The sequence below is a fragment of the Paraliobacillus quinghaiensis genome (genome assembly GCF_003426025.1).
In the GTDB taxonomy this organism is placed as follows: Bacteria; Bacillota; Bacilli; order Bacillales; family Amphibacillaceae; genus Paraliobacillus_A; species Paraliobacillus_A quinghaiensis.
The window spans coordinates 39416-57975 of the sequence record NZ_QJSH01000015.1 but is presented as its reverse complement, the minus strand read 5'-3'; the positions used below and the strand labels follow the sequence as shown (position 1 = coordinate 57975).

Here is an 18560-nt window from a genome sequence, read left to right as displayed (position 1 = left end):
ACATTTTATTATAACAGAGTATAATTGTTTTTTGGGTGGTCATTTACTTAAATTTTTAGATCGATAGCAGTTATTTCAACAAATAAGAAAGTTTATAATTACAATTGTAATAATAGAAGTAATCCGTTATAATAGTGCTTGTTCTTCTTTTACAGAGGGATAAAATTATTTAATAATGCGCCCGTAGCTCAGGGGATAGAGCATTGGTTTCCGGTACCAAGAGTCGGGGGTTCGAATCCCTCCGGGCGCACTAAGATAAACAGCAAGGATTCTATTAATTGGGATTCTTGCTGTTTTTATGTAAGTACTAGTTACATCGATTTTTTTAGGTATAAACTTGGAAGTGCTTATATCTTTAGTGGCAGAATTGTTCAGTACTGATGGGAATATTTTAATGCATTATTTGCAGAGAAGTATTATACTGATGACTAATGTTTAAACTAGGATGGTAATTGGAGGATAACAATGAATAATAATGATATTTTGGTTAGGTTGAGATATGCACTAGATATAAAAGACGCAGAAATGGTGGAGATTTTTGATTTAGGTGGATTAAAAACAACAATCGAAGAAACGCAAAATATGTTAGCGAAATTAAATAACCAAATTGAGAGCGATGATTTCCAAGAAAATGAATATGAGGAAAGATGCGATAATTATATGCTGGAATCCTTTTTGAACGGCCTGATTGTAAAGAACAGAGGTAAACAAGATGCAAAGCCAGGCGATTCCCGTAAACAAGAGCAAATGATTAAAAGCGATCAAAGTGTTAACAATGTTATGCTTAAGAAGGTTAAAATTGCACTCTCACTTACAAGTGATGATATTCTTGACATTTTAGATGAAACGGGAGTAACAATTTCAAAAAGTGAATTGAGTGCCGTGTTAAGAAAAGAAGGGCATCGAAATTATAAAGTCTGTGGTGATAGATATGCTCGAAACTTTCTTAAAGGGTTAGCGTTAAGGTATCGCGCCTAATGCATCTACCGTAAATTGGTATTGATAATCCAAACATCTCTTCACAAACTAAGTGATGGAGGTGATTTGTGATGGGTAAAAAAATTAAGAATGAAAAGTTAAATGCTGGTGTTAGCGATGAACAGGCTATACGAGGTACACTGCCAACTAACTTTGATCATGAATTTGCAAATGAACCATTAACTGAAAATGAAAAACAGAACAATAAAAAAACAAAAAAACGTCAGTAGTTAAACTATCTTCTTATATAAGGTAGTTCCCCTATGCAGATAAGTTTTTTGAAATAGGTAACTAGTAAGAGGCCAAATCGTAAATGATTTGGTCTCTTGTTATATGTTGAATAGCGGGAATAGACTAGAAAAGGATGTCTTTTCCACTAGCTCAAACGGTTGTGAATAGGTTAGCTCAACCACAACTAAAAAAAGTCCCAATTATACGAAACTTTAATTTTAATACATTATTATAAGCAGGTATCTTAAAAAGGTGAGAAGAAAATCAAAGGAACTAAAGTGTATACGTAACATAAAATCACTATTTGCGTAGTTGTTCTATTTCGTTAAATATATTATAACTAAGTCATCACATCTAAAGGAGGCGTATTCACGTTGCAAAATGATAAGGTAGGATATCATGATCTGATCAATAAATTGCAACATCAGGAGCAGGCGATTGCACAATTGGTGACGATTGTGGCAACAACCAATCGTAAGCTGAGCGAGATCGAACGAAAGCAACTATCACTTGAGCAATCAACTTCCACTGTTTGCTCGACTCCTTCTTATATTGCAAAGTGAGATCTGGTTAATCCTGGAATACGTCACCGAATAAGAGTAGCTTATCCTCTGAGCTACTCTTGTTTTTATTTCAGAATAAAATTTTCTATACTATTATCTGGTGGTTTCATATATAATATTATGGTGAAATATTAGATCTAGGGCTTTTATTTCTTATTAAAGAACTGATATGGGGGTGGGTGAATGAAGTATGTCTATTTGCTATTCATTTCACTACTTATTGTTTGGGAAACAGATTCGTTGCAAGATATTTTTGAGTTCCCGCTCATCTGGCAATATACAGCGAATATTGTATTAGTTGTATATTTTGCTTATCTTTTAAATATCAATATACCATTACAGAAAGCAATAAGATTGATAAGGTAAGCAATACAATAGGAATAAAAGACACACACATGTGATTCTGTGTGTGTCTTTTTATTTATAAATTAAAATTATTTAAGTGAATTTTTAACTAACAGACATAATCTATCTTTATATAGGGTAGGGTACCAATAAGATTTAGTTTTATGTATAACCCAAAATACGACAGGATTTAACTAAAGGAGTGACTAGTGTGACTATTGGACAATCTAAAACAAGAAAAGTTGTCATAATTGGAACTGGCTTTGTTGGTTCAAGTTATGCTTATGCATTATTAAATCAAGGAACTGTAAATGAACTTGTTCTTATTGATTTAGATAAAGATCGCGCAGAAGGAGAAGCTCGCGATTTAAATCATGGTATGCCGTTTGGGGCTCCAATGAGAATTCGAGCAGGTGATTACGAAGAATGTACAGACGCAGACATGGTTGTTATTACAGCTGGAGCTAATCAAGCCCCAGGTGAGACAAGGCTTGATCTAGCCGCCAAAAATGCAAAAATTATGACAGGGATTGTTAACAGTATAATGGATACCGAATTTAAAGGGATTTTATTAGTTGCTACAAACCCTGTTGATGTATTAAGTCATGTTGCACTTGAGGTATCTGGTCTACCAAAAGAAAGAGTAATCGGTTCAGGCACAATTCTTGATACAGCAAGATTCCGTTATTTGTTAAGTGAGTATTACCAAGTAGATTCCCGTAATGTTCACGCATATATTATAGGAGAGCATGGTGATTCTGAATTGCCGGTTTGGAGTCATGTTCAAATAGGTGGGGTTCCATTAAGTAAATATGGGAACATTCCTGATGTTCAACAGGATGAAAATATGCGAACAATTTTTGAGAATGTGCGAGATGCTGCTTATCATATTATTGAAAGAAAAGGTGCGACTTATTACGGTATTGGACTAGGGTTAGCGCGTTTAACAAGAGCTATTCTTTATAATGAAAACTCTATTGTTACAGTATCAACATTATTTGAAGGGCAATATGGCGTAGAAGGTGTATACCTCGGTGTTCCTGCTGTTGTGAATGAGTATGGTGTTCGAGAAGTACTTGAATTAGATTTAAATGAACAAGAATCAAAACAATTACATGAATCTGCGAAGATTTTAAAAGAAATGACAGAAAACGTACTGCCAAATTAAACAACAAAATTACTTTATGAATAGCGTATCAAAGCAGACGTTAGAAGGGAAAACACATTGGACATTTTGAGAACATTCCGTGTGTTTTTCTTTCTAATACAGTTTGTCAGAGCTAAATACTTATTGTATGGGAGATAAATATGAACGAATGGATTGTTTTAGTAGGTGAGTTGTTCTTTGATTAGACATTTTAAGACGGGAATTTTGATAATTAGGGATAACGTTAATAAGGCAAAAACAAAAGAAATTTGTTGAGGAAAACTTACTTATCTGCTACAATAATGATTGTAAGGAATTTTTTTGCTGTGTGCGGGACACGATATGACTAGTAGGGACATTTTTATCCCTGGTATATCATTGAAAAGGAGTTAAATCATGCGAGCATTACTTGATCTACAAAAGAAATTATTCCCTGATTTACTCAATATCATGCAGCGAAGATATAAAATCTTACACTTTATTCAGTTGATGGAGCCAATTGGTCGCCGTAGTTTAGCTGAAGAGATAGATATGAAAGAAAGAATTGTTCGCAGTGAGATTGACTTCTTGAACAAACAAGTTTGCATTGAAGTGACGGCAAAAGGAATGCGTGTAACGAAAACAGGAAAAGACGTACTTCAACAATTAGCAAATTTCATGAATGAACTTTCTGGATTTCATGAGTTAGAACAACAGATTAAGGGTACATTAAATCTTGATCACGTTATTATAACTCCGGGTAATAGTGATGAACATGATTGGGTCAAGCAAGAACTTGGGAAAGCAGCAGTTGATTATTTGCAATCGATTATTCAATCGAATCAAACGATCGCTGTTACGGGCGGAACATCAATGGCTGTAGTCGCAGAAATGATGAGTCCGGCATCGTATGCCCAAAACAGTATGTTTGTGCCAGCACGTGGTGGACTTGGCGAAAGAGTTGAGAACCAAGCCAATACAATTTGTGCAGAGATGGCTAAAAAGGCAAATGGTGAATATCGATTACTCTATGTTCCAGACCCATTGAGTGAAGAATCTTATCAGTCAATCATTGAGGAACCTTCTGTAAAAGAAATTTTACAAATAATTCGCCAAGCAGATGTAGTGATGCATGGTATAGGTGATGCTGTCACAATGGCGAAACGTCGAAAGGCCTCGAAAGATGTTTTACATAAGATTGAGACGGGTAAAGCAGTTAGTGAGGCTTTTGGTTATTACTTTAATAACGTAGGTGAAGTAATTCATAAAGTTAGAACAGTAGGAATGCAATTAGAAGATTTGTCTAAAATAAATTGTGTGATTGCTGTTGCGGGTGGAAAATCAAAAGCAAAAGCCATTTATTCCTATTTTAAACAAGGAAAAAGTAATGTGCTAATCACAGATGAAGCTGCTGCAAATGAGTTAATAAAGGGTTTTTCCCTTTAAATATAATTAAGATAATATAAGGAGGAAACAAGAATGACAGTAAAAATAGGTATTAATGGTTTTGGTCGTATTGGCCGTAACGTATTCCGTCAAGCTTTAAACAATGATGAGGTAGAAGTAGTAGCGGTTAATGATTTAACTGATGCTAACATGCTTGCTCATCTCTTGAAATATGACTCTGTACACGGGAAATTAGCTGAAGAAGTTTCTGTTAATGGCTCAAACCTTGTTGTTGGTGGAAAAGAAATTAAAGTACTTTCTGAAAGAGATCCAGCTAACTTAGGATGGGGAGATCTTGGAGTAGAAGTAGTAATCGAGTCTACTGGTATTTTCACTGATGCTAACGATGCTAAAAAACACATCGAAGCTGGCGCGAAAAAAGTAGTAATTTCTGCACCTGCTAAAAACGAAGATATCACTGTAGTTATGGGTGTTAACGAAGATAAGTATGACGCTGCTAACCATAACATTATTTCTAATGCATCATGTACTACAAACTGTCTAGCACCATTTGCAAAAGTACTTAACGACAGTTTTGGTCTTAAGCGCGGTATGATGACAACTGTACACTCATACACAAATGACCAACAAATCTTAGACTTGCCACACAAAGACTATCGTCGTGCGCGTGCTGCTGCTGAGAGCATTATCCCAACAACAACTGGAGCTGCAAAAGCAGTATCATTAGTACTTCCTGAATTAGAAGGAAAATTAAATGGTATGGCTATGCGTGTACCTACTCCAGACGGTTCTCTTGTTGACTTAGTTGCAGAACTTGATAAAGACGTTACTGTAGAAGAAGTAAATGCAGCACTTAAAGAAGCATCTGAAGGTAAAATGAAAGGTGTTCTTGGATATAGTGAAGAAGCACTTGTATCTGTAGACTACGTTGGTAACACTAACTCTTCTACTGTAGATGCACTTTCTACACTAGTAATGGAAGGTAACATGGTTAAAGTTGTATCTTGGTATGATAACGAAATGGGTTACTCTGCTCGTTGTGTAGACTTAGCTGCATTTCTTAAAAAACAAGGCCTTTAATTCATAAAGGATAAGACATGTTAAATGGGAGGGGGGCAAACCTCCTCCCATTTTCAAGTATTATGTATGATCAAGAAAACGATTATATGTGCTACTGAATGTAAGTTGTACATATCTAAAATGCTAAGGAGGTTGTAAACGATGAATAAGCTTACAATTAAAGATTTAGATGTAAAAGGTAAAAAAGTATTTTGTCGTGTTGACTTCAACGTTCCAATGAGTAATGGAGAAGTAACAGACGATACACGTATTAAAGCAGCAGTACCAACAATTGAGTACCTAGTGAAACAAGGAGCAAAAGTTGTTTTATCTAGTCACCTTGGCCGCCCAGAAGGACAAGTTGTGGAAGAACTTCGTTTAGATTCTGTTGCAAAGCGTTTAAGCGACCTTCTAAATCAAACTGTTACAAAAACAGATGAAGTTTTTGGTCCTGAAGTAGACAAAGCTATAGGCGCAATGGCTGATGGCGATGTTGTTTTAATTGAAAATGTACGCTTTAATCCAGGTGAAACAAAAAACGATCCAGAATTAGCAAAAGAATTTGCTAAAATGGGTGATTACTATGTAAATGATGCATTTGGAGCAGCACACCGTGCGCACGCATCAACTGCTGGGGTTGCAGAACATTTAACTTCTGCTGCTGGTTTCTTGTTAGAAAAGGAACTTGAAGTACTTGGTAAAGCATTATCAAACCCAGACCGTCCATTTACTGCCATTATTGGTGGAGCAAAAGTAAAAGACAAGATTGGTGTTATTGATCATTTATTAGATAAAGTTGACAACCTAATTATTGGTGGTGGACTTTCTTATACATTTATCAAAGCGCAAGGTTATGAAATTGGTCAATCTCTTTTAGAAGAAGATAAAATTGAGTTAGCAAAAGAATTTATCCAAAAAGCTAAAGACAAAGGTGTTAACATGGTATTGCCAGTTGACGCGATTGTTGCGGATGATTTCTCTAAAGACGCTAACACAAAAGTTGCTGATATCACAGACATTCCTGCTGATTGGCAAGGATTAGATATTGGTCCAAAAACTATTGAAACTTACGAAAAGCTTGTTAAAGAATCTAAGTTAGTAATTTGGAATGGACCAATGGGTGTATTTGAATTAGAGCCATTCTCAAAAGGTACTATTGGAGTAGCAAAAGCATTGGCAGAAACGAATGGATATACCGTAATTGGTGGCGGTGATTCGGCCGCAGCTGTTGAAAAGTTTGAACTTGCTGATAAAATGGATCACATTTCTACAGGTGGAGGAGCTTCCTTAGAATTTATGGAAGGTAAAGTACTTCCAGGTGTAGCGGCATTGACTGACAAATAAGATAGGCGAGGTGACTGATAATGCGTAAAAAAGTAATTGCAGGAAACTGGAAAATGAACAAAGTATTAGCAGAAGCAACTCAGTTTGTGGCTGATACGAAGGATAAAGTACCAGGAGCAGATAAAGTTGAGTCTGTTGTTTGTGCACCATTCCCTTATCTATCTGAACTTGTACAAAAAAGTGCAGGTACTGATTTGGAAATTGCAGCACAAAACATGCATTACGAAGAAAGTGGTGCATTCACAGGTGAAGTAAGCCCTGCTATGTTAAAAGATATTGGTGTATCATATGTGGTATTAGGACACTCTGAACGCCGTGAATATTTTGCAGAGACAGATGAGACAGTTAATAAAAAAGCACATGCTGCTTTTAAACATGGTTTAACACCTATCATTTGTGTTGGTGAAACGTTAGAACAACGTGAAAGTAACCAAACAATGGATCTAGTTGCAGATCAAGTGAAAAAAGCATTAGCTGGACTTACTGAAGATCAAGTAAAAGAAACCATTCTTGCTTATGAGCCAATTTGGGCAATAGGAACTGGTAAAACTGCAACATCTGAACAAGCCAATGAAGTTTGCACACATATCCGTATAGTAGTTGCAGAAGCTGTTTCAACTGATGCTGCACAAGCTGTTCGAATTCAATATGGAGGTAGTGTTAAACCAGCAAATGTTGATGAATTATTAGCACAATCTGACATTGATGGTGCCTTAGTTGGTGGAGCTAGCCTTGAAGCTGATTCTTTCTTAAAATTAGTGGAGGCTGGTGCAAAATGAGTCAAGACAAATTAGCAGCCCTAATTATTCTTGACGGTTACGGTGATCGTGATGAAGTAAAAGGGAACGCGGTAAAGCAAGCAAATACACCGAACTTTGATCGCTATTTTAATAAGTATCCACATAGTCAATTAACAGCATCAGGTGAAGCAGTTGGTCTTCCGGAAGGCCAAATGGGGAACTCTGAAGTTGGTCACTTGAATATTGGTGCTGGTCGAATTGTTTATCAAAGTTTGACACGCGTTAATTTATCAATCCGTGAAGGTGACTTTTTTGAGAACACAATTCTATTAAAAGCAATTGAAAAAGCAAAAGCTAATGATAAAGCATTGCATGTATTTGGCTTATTATCTGACGGTGGTGTTCACAGTCATATTGAGCATTTATATGCTGTACTGGATCTTGCTGCTGATCAAGGCTTGAAGAAAGTTTATGTCCATGGATTTTTAGACGGACGCGATGTTGGTCAAAAATCAGCGAAAAAATACATTAAAGCAGCTCAAGAAAAAATGACTGAACTTGGTGTAGGTGAATTCGCAACAATTTCAGGTCGTTACTACTCAATGGATAGAGATAAGCGTTGGGATCGTGTTAAAAAATCTTATGATGCAATGGTTTATGGTGAAGGTCCTAAATACCAAGATCCATTAGCAATTGTTGAAGATTCCTATGCAAATGAAATCTACGATGAGTTCGTATTACCATCAGTTATAACTGATGAATTTGGTAATCCAAAAGCAACCATTGAAGATAACGATTCTGTCATCTTTTACAACTTCCGTCCAGACCGTGCGATTCAAATTTCACGTACATTTGCTAACGAGGATTTCCGTGATTTTGATCGTGGGAATAAAGCGCCAAAAGACATTCACTTTGTTTGCTTAACAAACTTTAGTGAAACTGTTGATGGTGAAGTAGCATATGAACCTGTTAATTTGGATAATACTATTGGGGAAGTTCTAGCTCAAAACAACTTAAACCAATTGCGTATTGCTGAAACAGAGAAATATCCACATGTTACATTCTTTATGAGTGGTGGACGTGAACAAGAATTCCCAGGTGAAAAGCGTATTCTAATTGATTCGCCAAAAGTTGCAACATATGACTTACAACCAGAAATGAGTGTATATGAAGTAACAGATGCTCTGTTAAAAGAGCTTGATGAAGGTAATCAAAATGCGATCATCTTAAACTTTGCAAATCCAGACATGGTTGGCCACTCTGGTATGTTAGAGCCAACAATTAAAGCTATTGAAGCTGTTGATGAGTGTCTAGGTAAAGTAGTGGATAAGATTCTCGAAAAAGGTGGTCAAGCAATCATTACAGCTGACCATGGTAACTCTGATGAAGTAGTTTCACTTGACGGTACACCAATGACAGCACATACAACGAATCCAGTACCAGTAATTGTTACGAAAGAGGGTATTGAATTACGTGATGGTGGTATTCTTGGAGATCTGTCACCAACATTATTAGATTTACTAGATGTTGAAAAACCAAAGGAAATGACAGGTACTTCATTAATTAAAAAATAAAAACCTAAAAGAAAAAGGAGAGAAACAAATTATGCCATATATTACAGATGTTTATGCACGCGAAGTATTAGATTCACGCGGTAACCCAACAATCGAGGTTGAAATTTATACAGAATCAGGAGCATTCGGTTCTGCACTAGTACCAAGTGGTGCTTCTACTGGTGAGCACGAAGCAGTAGAATTACGTGATGGTGACAAAGACCGTTATTTAGGTAAAGGTGTCCTAAAAGCAGTAGAAAACGTAAACGAATTAATCGCACCAGAACTTCTTGGTTTAGATGTTACTCGTCAAGTAGTAATTGACGCACTTTTAATTGAACTTGATGGTACTGAAAACAAAGGTAAATTAGGAGCAAACGCTATCCTTGGCGTATCAATGGCTGCTGCACATGCTGCTGCTGATCACTTAGGTGTTCCACTTTATACTTACTTAGGTGGATTCAATGCTAAAACTCTTCCAACACCAATGATGAATATCGTTAATGGTGGGGAACATGCGGATAACAACGTAGATATTCAAGAATTCATGGTTATGCCTGTAGGTGCTGTAACTTTCCGTGAAGCATTACGTATGGGTGCTGAAATCTTCCATAGCTTGAAGAAAGTTTTATCTTCAAAAGGTTACAATACAAGTGTTGGTGACGAAGGTGGTTTCGCACCAAACCTTAAGTCAAATGAAGAAGCACTTTCTACAATCATTGAAGCAATTGAAGCAGCTGGTTACAAGCCAGGTGAAGAAGTTATGCTTGCAATGGACGTAGCATCTTCTGAATTCTATGAAGACGGCAAATATAACTTAAAAGGTGAAGGTGTTGTTCGTACTTCTGAAGAAATGGCAGTATGGTACGAAGAAATGGTTAATAAATACCCAATCATCTCTATTGAAGATGGTTTAGATGAGAACGACTGGGAAGGTCACAAAATGCTTCAAGAGCGTATCGGAGATCGCGTTCAGTTAGTAGGGGATGACTTATTCGTTACAAACACGAAGCGTCTTGCACAAGGTATCGAGCAAGGAGTAGGTAACTCAATCCTTGTTAAAGTTAACCAAATCGGTACACTTACTGAAACTTTCGAAGCAATCGAAATGGCTAAGCGCGCAGGTTACACTGCTGTTATTTCTCACCGTTCAGGTGAAACAGAAGATGCAACTATCGCTGACATCGCTGTTGCAACAAATGCTGGACAAATCAAAACAGGTGCACCGTCTCGTACAGACCGTGTAGCTAAATATAACCAACTTCTTCGCATTGAAGATGAATTAGTTGGAACAGCAGTTTATGCTGGAAAATCTGCTTTCTACAACCTTAACAACAAATAAGTAGTAGTAAAGCTAAGTGAAAAAAGCTTGCCTCTTAAGAGGTAAGCTTTTTTTGATGGAGATGTATTTGGATTCAAAAAACAGGACTATTCAAACAAACATATAATTTTATAATGAAAAAATTGACATACATTCGAAAATTATTTAATATAATTATTGGTGATAATGATAATCTTTATCATTTAAAGAAGTATACATAAAATATTAGGGGGAGATGTAAGAATGAAAAAATTACTACTTTTAATTATAACAAGTTTTGTTTTAGTATTAGCGGCTTGTGGAACTGAAGATGAGGGACAATCAGACAACAATAATGCTGATAATACTTCTACTACAACAGAAACAGAATCTGCTTCTATTGTAGTACAAGATATGTATGGTGAGACGGAGTTTGATGAGGTACCTGAGCGTGTAGTTGTGTTAGAATGGGTATATGCAGAAGATGTTTTAGCATTGGGTGTTCAACCAGTTGGAATGGCAGATATCGAGAATTATCATAATTGGGTCAATATTGAACCTGAGCTTTCAGAAGATGTTGTTGATGTCGGGACAAGACAGCAACCAAACATAGAAGCGATTGCAGAATTGAATCCAGATGTTATAATTACAGCTGGCTTTCGTCATGAAGAAATAATGGATAGTTTAGAAGAAATTGCACCAACTTTAGCTTACAACCCTTATCCTGGAGAGGGAGAAGGAAATCAATATGAAGAAATGAAAACAACATTTAAGGAAATTGCAAAACTTCTCCAAAAAGAGGATGAAGCTGCACAAGTTCTAAGTGAACTGGATGAAGTATACGAAACTGTTAATCAAGAAATTACTGATGCAGGAATTGAAAATTCTGATTTCGTATTGTCACAAGCATATAGCTCAGATAATAACCCAGTATTAAGGTTGTTTAAAGATAATGCAATGGCAGTTCAAATAATGGAAAATATCGGTTTAGAAAATGTATACGAGTCTGAAGGTTTTCAAGCCTATGGTTTTGATTCAACAAGTGTAGAAGTTCTACAGAATTTCCAGGACGCGAACTTCTTTTATATTGTTCAAGAAGAAGATAATATCTTCACAAATCAATTAGCGGGGAACCCAGCTTGGGAGAACCTAACATTTGTTGAAGAGGGTAATACTTATGGTTTACCAGGAGATACTTGGACATTTGGCGGACCTCTTTCAGCAAAAGTATTTGCTGAACAAGTAAAAGAAGCATTAATTCAACAATAGAGATGTGATCATATGCCAATAAACAAATTACCAAAAGGAATTAAAACGGTTCTTACCTTTGGAGGTGGAACCCTCCTTTTGGTTCTTTTTCTTTTCATACATATAAACCAAGGTAGTGTTCAGCTATCGCCAGCAGTAGTAACTAAAGCAATATTTTTACCAGAGGACATTATAGGGCATCATACGGTTCGTTATTTACGCTTACCGCGTGCTGTAATTGGCATATTGGCAGGTGGAGCATTAGCTGTATCTGGTGTTATTTTACAGACTATAACGAAAAATGCTCTGGCCTCAGCAAGCACACTAGGTATTCATTCTGGCTCGTATTTTGCTGTTATATTTTCTGCTGTCTTTATTCCTGCTTCTATTGCTTATAATGGCTTAGTAGTTGCTTTTATAGGAGGGATCCTTACTGCTGTCCTTGTCTATCTATTAGCAGGAAGAGCAACAGCAAATCAAGTGAAAATGGTATTAGCCGGTATGATTGTTACAATGATGTTTTCTTCATTTACTTCACTTATACAAATTTTTTATGAAAATGAAACAGCAGGTTTGTTTTTATGGGGTTCAGGTACATTAATTCAAAATAATTGGAATGGTGTTCAATTTGCTTTTCCATTTGTTGCTGTAGGTATGCTGTTCGCATTATTAATCGCCAAACCTTTAGACACATTCCGCTTAGGAGAAGATGTAGCAACCTCACTAGGACAGAATGTTACGCGATTAAGAATCATTTCGCTAGTAATCGCTGTTTTTTTAACTGCTGTTACTGTTAGTGTTGTTGGACCGATTGGATTTGTTGGTTTGATTGCGCCTCATTTAATTAAGCTGTTAGGTTATCAAAACCACTATTTATTAATAGTAGGTTCATTTATATGGGGAGCAAATGTACTGCTTGGTGCAGATATTTTAGCTCGTATTATTGATCCATCTTTTTCTGAATTACCAGTAGGAGCAATAACAGCATTTATTGGAGCACCATGGCTAATTTGGCTCGTATTGAGTAAGCAACAACAAAAAAGTAATGAAAATACAAGTACAATCTTAGCAGGAAAAGTTAACCTACGTATTTCATCACGGTTACTTGTTATGCTGCTAATTACTGCTTTAATTGTTCTATTAATCATTGGGGTGTCTACAGGAAATAGTGGTATACAATTATTAAATAGTGCTAGAGCAACACTGGGCTTAGAAAATGAGTCACTACAAAACTTTATTATAAATCTGCGTTTACCACGACTTTTAGTTGCAGCAGTGAGTGGGGCACTTCTTGCGATTAGCGGTTTTATATTTCAAGGTGTACTTCGAAATCCGTTAGCAGATCCATCTGTTATTGGAATTACCTCAGGTGCAGGTGTAGGGGCATTACTCGTCTTATATGTTTCAGGATTTTCAGCAATATTTGTGCCAATCGGAGCATTTGTTGGTGCCTTACTAGCTTTTCTTGTTGTCATGGCATTAGCATATCGCACCCAATTTCAGCCATCCTTGTTGGCTTTATTAGGAATAGGTGTGTCAGCATTTGGCTCTGCCGTTATACAAATATTGGTAGTTGAGGCAGATATGGCAGTTGCCTCCGCATTAACTTGGTTATCAGGTAGCACATATGCTAAAAGTTGGTCAGAGTTTTTCACTTATTTAATTGGTCCATTAGTGTTAATTACACCAATATTAGCTCTTCAATTCAAAAAAATTAACACGTTATCTCTAGGAGATGATACAGCAAAGGGATTAGGGTTAAAGGTGACACAAACGCGATTCCAATTAGCATTTTGGGCTTCCTTATTAGCGGCTTCCAGTGTTGCTGCTGTTGGTTCAATTGGTTTTGTTGGCTTAATTGCCCCACACTTAGCTAGAATTATGCTCGGACCTAGTCAAAAACATCTCTTACCAACTACAGCTCTATTAGGCGCTGCATTGCTATTATTTGCTGATATACTTAGTAGAACTTTATTTGTACCGAAAGAAATACCATCAGGTATCATCGTAGCAATTATTGGTGCTCCATACTTTTTGTTTTTAATGCATCGATCAAATAAAATTAAAGGAAAATAAAAATTCTCGATCTATTGAATTAGATCGAGAATTTTTTGTTATTTATTGATTTGTTTTTTCGCGAACGAAAGCTTCTACTTCGTCAGCAGTACCCATGCTTAGTAGTTCATCTTTGAAAGTAGCAAGTTCTTTCTTAGATAAATCTTTAATTTGTGTACGTGCTGGAAGAATTGAAGTGGCACTCATACTAAACTCATCTAATCCAAGACCTAACAGTATCGGAATTGCGATTGAGTCACCAGCCATTTCACCACACATACCGGCCCATTTGCCTTCTGCGTGCGCTGCTTCTATAACATTGTTTACAAGGTTTAAGATAGCAGGGTGATAAGGTTGGTATAAATAAGATACATGTTCGTTCATACGGTCAGCAGCCATTGTATATTGGATTAAATCATTCGTACCAATACTGAAGAAATCAACTTCTTTAGCGAATTGACGAGCAATTACAGCTGTTGAAGGGATTTCTACCATGATACCAACTTCAATATCCTCTGAAACAGTGACACCTTCATTTTTCAATTTTGCTTTTTCTTCTTCTAATAATACTTTAGCTTGACGGAACTCATTTAACGTCGCAATCATAGGGAACATAATTTTGAGATTCCCATATGTACTAGCACGTAAAAGTGCGCGTAACTGTGTACGGAAAATATCGTCACGCTCTAGGCATAGACGAATAGCACGGAATCCTAAAAATGGATTCATTTCTTTTGGTAAATCTAAATAGCTAAGTTCCTTATCTCCACCGATATCAAGTGTACGAACAACAACTGGTTTGTCACCCATTTGTTCTAAGACAGATGAATAAGCTTCAAATTGCTCGTCTTCTGTAGGAAGTTCACTTTTACCCATATAAAGAAACTCTGTACGATAAAGACCAACACCTTCGCCACCATTGTTAATAATACCTGCAACGTCATCAGGTGTACCAATGTTTGCAACAAGTTCAACATGTTCTCCATCAGAAGAGACAGTTGGCTCATCTTTTAATTGTGCCCATATTTGTTTTTGTTTCTCGAAATCAGCTTGTTTCTGTTTGTAAGTAGCTATTTCTTCGTCACTAGGATTTAGAATAACTACACCGTCAATCCCATCAATAATTACAACATCGCCTTCTTTTGCATCAGAAGTAATCGTTTTTGTTCCAACCACAGCTGGAATTTCTAACGAACGAGCCATAATCGCTGAGTGAGAAGTACGTCCACCAATATTGGTAGTAAACCCTTTTACAAATTGTTTATTTAATTGTGCTGTATCAGAAGGAGTAAGGTCTTCAGCAATAATAATTACTTCTTCATCAATCAAAGCGGGGTCTGGAAATGTTACATTTAATAAGTGTGCCATTACACGCTTGGTTACATCTTGGATGTCAGCAGCACGTTCACGCATGTATTCATTTTCCATGGCTTTAAACATATCAATGAACATAGTAGCTGTTTCATTAAGTGCAAATTCTGCATTAACATTATCCGTTTTGATCTTGTCTTCAATCGGATTAATTAACTCTGGATCACTTAAAACAAGTAAATGTGCAGAGAAAATTTCAGCATGTTCATCGCCTAACGTTTTCCGTGCATTTGATTTTATTTTTTCTAACTCTTCTTTAGAAGTTTCGAGTGCTTGACTTAAGCGTTTTACTTCTGATTCCACATCTTCCACTTTCTTTTTATCGAAAGAAAGGTCGGGAGCTGCTAATTTATATGCTTTTGCAATAGCAATCCCACTCGATGCTGCAATCCCACTAATATTACTCATTAATAATTACTCCCCTAGTCCTTCTTTTTTAATTACTTCATAAATTGCTTCAATCGCTTCTTCCTCATCAGATCCGCTTGCAACAACTTTAATTTCAGCATCTTTAGGGATACCTAGAGACATAACACCCATAATTGATTTCAAGTTTACTGATTTACCACTATATTCTACTGTTACATCTGAAGCAAAGCTACCTGCTTTGTTAACCAATACTGTTGCTGGGCGAGCGTGTACTCCTGTTGAATCTGTAATTGTAATTGTTTTTTCTGCTGACATGAAAAAAACCTCCTAAATATTTTTGAATAGGTATACTACAGTACTATTTTACTCTGTTATTAGGCAATAATTCAAGAGAATCACCAAAAACATATAGAATGGTACAATTGAACTTTTTGAAAATGGTTTTGTAATCATTCTTTCTATACTATAGCACCTCAAGAATACCATTATACCAAGGTGAAGTCCAATAACAACAGTGGAAATCGACAATTTTCAACAATGTGAAAAAGTGTATGCGGTTACTGTTATTTTAATATAAGAATCTTCTCTTCATTAAGAGTTCAAATGCCTTTTTAGCCAACTTAAAATATCTTCCATAACCTCATTTTTATTTATTTCATTAAGTAGTTCATGTCGTGCACCTTGGTAAAATTTATAATCAATATTCTTAATGCCTTGATTCTTGTATTGTTCTATTGCCTTTTTAACACCGTTAGTATATTTTCCAACAGGATCATCTGTCCCGCTAATAAATAAAAAAGGAAGGTCTTTTTTTATTTTGTCTATTTTTTTAGGATCTTGCATCGTTTCAATTCCATCAAACAAATCGTAAAAAAAAGATGTACTAGGAATGAATCCAGTGTCAGGGTCATTAATATAGTCATATACGTTGTTTTGGTCTCGACTTAACCAATCAAAATCGGTTTGCCTATGTTTAAATTGTCGTGCATAATTGCCAAAAACTAATTTATTAAAAAAGGAAGAAGGTTGATCCCACCCTTTTATTGATATTTGCCATTTTGCTAATAACTTTACAGTTTTGGTTAAGGCTTGAGGTTCAGATCCAGTTCCAGACAGAATCACACCAGATAAATAATCTGATTGTTTTGTAAGATAGTTTCTGACTAAAAAAGAACCCATACTATGGCCAAACAAGAAGATAGGTAGAGTCGGATGTTGCTTTTTTATCTCTTCGGTCACAGTGAGTAAATCATTTGTAGCTTTCTCGAATCCATTTACTTCATCAAAATAGCCAACCCCATGTTTTTTTCCGGTTTGTCCATGTCCTCTATGATCATTTCCGTAAACAATAAAACCATGATCCATTAAAAAATTTGCAAATTCATCATATCGATCAACATGTTCAGCCATACCGTGTGAAATTTGTAAAACTGCTTTTTTCTGTTCATTACTAGGGTGTTCCCATTTTTGGAAGTAGATAGAATTTTTGTCGTCTATTTCTATCCAATCTGCATGTTTCATAAGATTTCCCACCTCACCTTTTAGTAAACGCTATCTCTATTGTAGCGCATGCGAAACAGGTTTGTCATGATAATAACATCAAACTAGTAAAATTTACTTGAGAAAACTAGATGTTTATGCTACATTTAGATTACGTATTAGTGTGTGTAATAGGAGGTGTCTGCAACCATGCAAGGAGTTGCGATTACATTATTAATTATTGATGCTATAGCACTTATTGTTTTAGTTTTGTTACAATCAGGGAAAAGTGCTGGACTATCAGGTGCTATATCTGGTGGTGCAGAACAATTATTTGGAAAACAAAAAGCACGTGGTATTGATGCAGTATTGCACAATGCTACAATTGTAGCGGCTGTTTTATTGTTTGTACTTACATTTGCAGTTGCTTATGTTTTATAAGTTAGAAAACGGTAAACCCCCTTACTACTAATAAGTTAGTGAGGGGGTTTTGTTTATTCATGTTGGATCACTAGGCAGTATTTGTGAAAGATATGTTTTAATTTGATAAGATTAATCCATCATACATATTAGATACAAGGTAAGCAGAAAGGATGGAAGAGGAATATGCAGATAAAAAAACCACAACCGTTTACGTTTGAAGAAGGGGAACGTGCGGTATTACTATTACATGGGTTTACTGGGCATACAGCAGATGTTCGTATGTTAGGAAGATTCCTACAAAAGAAAGGTTATACGACACATGCTCCCATTTATCGTGGGCATGGAAAGGCACCGGAAGATCTACTTGATGTAAGCGCAACAGAGTGGTGGGAAGATGTTCAAAATGCTTTTAATGAATTGAAGGATATGGGGTATCAAAAAATTGCAGTAGCAGGTCTCTCCTTGGGTGGAGTGCTTGGGTTAAAGTTAGCTTACTCAGAAGCAATTAAGGGTATTATTCCTATGTGTACGCCGATGTTTTTTGATAATGAAACACAGTTAACTAAAGGCTTTAAAATCTTTTCAACACAATATAAAGAAGTGGAAGGAAAAGATAGAGAAACGATTGAACATGAAGTCCAGGCGTTAGTTGATCAATCACCAGAATTATTTCATCAGTTAGGTGAACTAATTACAGATGTTAAAAATCATATAGACCACATCTATACACCAACACTTGTTATTCAAGCAAAAGATGATCAAATGATTAATACGAAGAGCGCGACTTATATTTATGACCATGTTGAATGTGATCAAAAAGAAATTAAATGGTATGAAAATGCAGGACATGCAATTACTTTAGGGAATAAGAAAGAAGAAGTTCATGAAGATATTTATCAATTTTTAGAATCGTTGGATTGGTCTTGATCCATAATAAGAATAGACTGTTCCAATAGAAAGAGGGTGAAA

18 protein-coding genes and 1 tRNA gene are annotated in these 18560 nt (G+C 36.1%); 16 read left to right on the top strand and 3 right to left on the bottom strand.

Translation table 11 applies throughout. From position 1 onward, the window contains the following. Positions 1-177: 177 nt before the first annotated feature. The 14 genes from D2K40_RS11025 to D2K40_RS10960 all read left to right on the top strand — a co-directional run bounded on the left by D2K40_RS11025 (position 178) and on the right by D2K40_RS10960 (position 13970). A tRNA-Arg gene (locus D2K40_RS11025) sits at positions 178-250 on the top strand. Between the two features lie 209 nt (positions 251-459). Then, positions 460-978, top strand: a complete 519-nt coding sequence (locus D2K40_RS11020) for a YehS family protein (protein WP_188618817.1) — start codon at positions 460-462, stop codon at positions 976-978. Positions 979-1049: 71 nt separating this feature from the next. Further along, the gene (gene sspO / locus D2K40_RS11015; RefSeq protein ID WP_117155903.1) at positions 1050-1208 is read left to right on the top strand and encodes a small acid-soluble spore protein O; all 159 of its coding nucleotides are present in this window, start codon (positions 1050-1052) and stop codon (positions 1206-1208) included. 375 nt (positions 1209-1583) lie between these two features. Next, positions 1584-1772, top strand: a complete 189-nt coding sequence (locus D2K40_RS11010) for a hypothetical protein (protein ID WP_117155901.1) — start codon at positions 1584-1586, stop codon at positions 1770-1772. Between the two features lie 183 nt (positions 1773-1955). Continuing rightward, positions 1956-2138: a hypothetical protein gene (locus D2K40_RS11005; protein ID WP_117155899.1), complete on the top strand. Its 183-nt coding sequence runs from the start codon at positions 1956-1958 to the stop codon at positions 2136-2138. A 190-nt stretch (positions 2139-2328) separates the two neighbouring features. Continuing rightward, on the top strand, positions 2329-3285 hold the full coding sequence (locus D2K40_RS11000; protein WP_117155897.1) for an L-lactate dehydrogenase: 957 nt from the start codon (positions 2329-2331) through the stop codon (positions 3283-3285). Between the two features lie 375 nt (positions 3286-3660). Then, positions 3661-4689, top strand: coding sequence for a sugar-binding transcriptional regulator (locus D2K40_RS10995; RefSeq protein WP_117155895.1), 1029 nt, complete (start codon positions 3661-3663; stop codon positions 4687-4689). A gap of 33 nt (positions 4690-4722) precedes the next feature. Next, positions 4723-5730, top strand: coding sequence for a type I glyceraldehyde-3-phosphate dehydrogenase (gene gap, locus D2K40_RS10990; protein WP_117155893.1), 1008 nt, complete (start codon positions 4723-4725; stop codon positions 5728-5730). A gap of 141 nt (positions 5731-5871) precedes the next feature. Next, positions 5872-7053 (top strand): phosphoglycerate kinase, encoded by a 1182-nt coding sequence (locus D2K40_RS10985; protein ID WP_117155891.1) that lies wholly within the window; start codon positions 5872-5874, stop codon positions 7051-7053. A gap of 20 nt (positions 7054-7073) precedes the next feature. After that, on the top strand, positions 7074-7832 hold the full coding sequence (tpiA, locus tag D2K40_RS10980; RefSeq protein WP_117155889.1) for a triose-phosphate isomerase: 759 nt from the start codon (positions 7074-7076) through the stop codon (positions 7830-7832). Further along, positions 7829-9367: a 2,3-bisphosphoglycerate-independent phosphoglycerate mutase gene (gene gpmI, locus D2K40_RS10975; RefSeq protein ID WP_117155887.1), complete on the top strand. Its 1539-nt coding sequence runs from the start codon at positions 7829-7831 to the stop codon at positions 9365-9367. Before tpiA ends, gpmI begins: the two co-directional genes overlap by 4 nt. A gap of 31 nt (positions 9368-9398) precedes the next feature. Next, the gene (eno, locus tag D2K40_RS10970) at positions 9399-10688 is read left to right on the top strand and encodes a phosphopyruvate hydratase (RefSeq protein ID WP_117155885.1); all 1290 of its coding nucleotides are present in this window, start codon (positions 9399-9401) and stop codon (positions 10686-10688) included. Positions 10689-10910: 222 nt separating this feature from the next. After that, positions 10911-11915, top strand: coding sequence for an ABC transporter substrate-binding protein (locus D2K40_RS10965; RefSeq protein ID WP_117155883.1), 1005 nt, complete (start codon positions 10911-10913; stop codon positions 11913-11915). A gap of 18 nt (positions 11916-11933) precedes the next feature. Next, positions 11934-13970: an iron ABC transporter permease gene (locus D2K40_RS10960; protein ID WP_373285573.1), complete on the top strand. Its 2037-nt coding sequence runs from the start codon at positions 11934-11936 to the stop codon at positions 13968-13970. 42 nt (positions 13971-14012) lie between these two features. On the opposite strand, the gene ptsP is transcribed toward D2K40_RS10960, so the two are convergent. The 3 genes from ptsP to D2K40_RS10945 form a co-directional block, all read right to left on the bottom strand. Beyond that, positions 14013-15728, bottom strand: a complete 1716-nt coding sequence (ptsP, locus tag D2K40_RS10955) for a phosphoenolpyruvate--protein phosphotransferase (protein ID WP_117155879.1) — start codon at positions 15726-15728, stop codon at positions 14013-14015. 6 nt (positions 15729-15734) lie between these two features. Then, positions 15735-16004, bottom strand: a complete 270-nt coding sequence (locus D2K40_RS10950; RefSeq protein ID WP_117155877.1) for a phosphocarrier protein HPr — start codon at positions 16002-16004, stop codon at positions 15735-15737. A 276-nt stretch (positions 16005-16280) separates the two neighbouring features. Continuing rightward, positions 16281-17210 carry an alpha/beta hydrolase gene (locus D2K40_RS10945; protein ID WP_117155875.1) on the bottom strand — a complete coding sequence of 310 codons (930 nt, stop codon included), beginning with the start codon at positions 17208-17210 and terminating at the stop codon, positions 16281-16283. A gap of 168 nt (positions 17211-17378) precedes the next feature. Here D2K40_RS10945 and secG point away from each other — a divergent pair, with 168 nt between their 5' ends. Beyond that, positions 17379-17609, top strand: coding sequence for a preprotein translocase subunit SecG (gene secG, locus D2K40_RS10940; protein WP_117155873.1), 231 nt, complete (start codon positions 17379-17381; stop codon positions 17607-17609). Positions 17610-17774: 165 nt separating this feature from the next. Then, entirely contained in the window at positions 17775-18518 is a 744-nt protein-coding gene (locus tag D2K40_RS10935; RefSeq protein ID WP_117155871.1) for an alpha/beta hydrolase, read from the top strand. The last annotated feature ends 42 nt before the right edge of the window (positions 18519-18560 follow it).

Excerpts from the sequence above, each read along its gene's own strand:
- sspO (WP_117155903.1), top strand. The coding sequence starts at position 1,050 with ATGGGTAAAAAAATTAAGAATGAAAAGTTAAATGCTGGTGTTAGCGAT.
- D2K40_RS11005 (WP_117155899.1), top strand. The coding sequence starts at position 1,956 with ATGAAGTATGTCTATTTGCTATTCATTTCACTACTTATTGTTTGGGAA.
- D2K40_RS10995 (WP_117155895.1), top strand. The coding sequence starts at position 3,661 with ATGCGAGCATTACTTGATCTACAAAAGAAATTATTCCCTGATTTACTC.
- gap (WP_117155893.1), top strand. The coding sequence starts at position 4,723 with ATGACAGTAAAAATAGGTATTAATGGTTTTGGTCGTATTGGCCGTAAC.
- D2K40_RS10985 (WP_117155891.1), top strand. The coding sequence starts at position 5,872 with ATGAATAAGCTTACAATTAAAGATTTAGATGTAAAAGGTAAAAAAGTA.
- tpiA (WP_117155889.1), top strand. The coding sequence starts at position 7,074 with ATGCGTAAAAAAGTAATTGCAGGAAACTGGAAAATGAACAAAGTATTA.
- gpmI (WP_117155887.1), top strand. The coding sequence starts at position 7,829 with ATGAGTCAAGACAAATTAGCAGCCCTAATTATTCTTGACGGTTACGGT.
- eno (WP_117155885.1), top strand. The coding sequence starts at position 9,399 with ATGCCATATATTACAGATGTTTATGCACGCGAAGTATTAGATTCACGC.
- D2K40_RS10965 (WP_117155883.1), top strand. The coding sequence starts at position 10,911 with ATGAAAAAATTACTACTTTTAATTATAACAAGTTTTGTTTTAGTATTA.
- ptsP (WP_117155879.1), bottom strand. The coding sequence starts at position 15,728 with ATGAGTAATATTAGTGGGATTGCAGCATCGAGTGGGATTGCTATTGCA.
- D2K40_RS10950 (WP_117155877.1), bottom strand. The coding sequence starts at position 16,004 with ATGTCAGCAGAAAAAACAATTACAATTACAGATTCAACAGGAGTACAC.
- D2K40_RS10945 (WP_117155875.1), bottom strand. The coding sequence starts at position 17,210 with ATGAAACATGCAGATTGGATAGAAATAGACGACAAAAATTCTATCTAC.
- secG (WP_117155873.1), top strand. The coding sequence starts at position 17,379 with ATGCAAGGAGTTGCGATTACATTATTAATTATTGATGCTATAGCACTT.
- D2K40_RS10935 (WP_117155871.1), top strand. The coding sequence starts at position 17,775 with ATGCAGATAAAAAAACCACAACCGTTTACGTTTGAAGAAGGGGAACGT.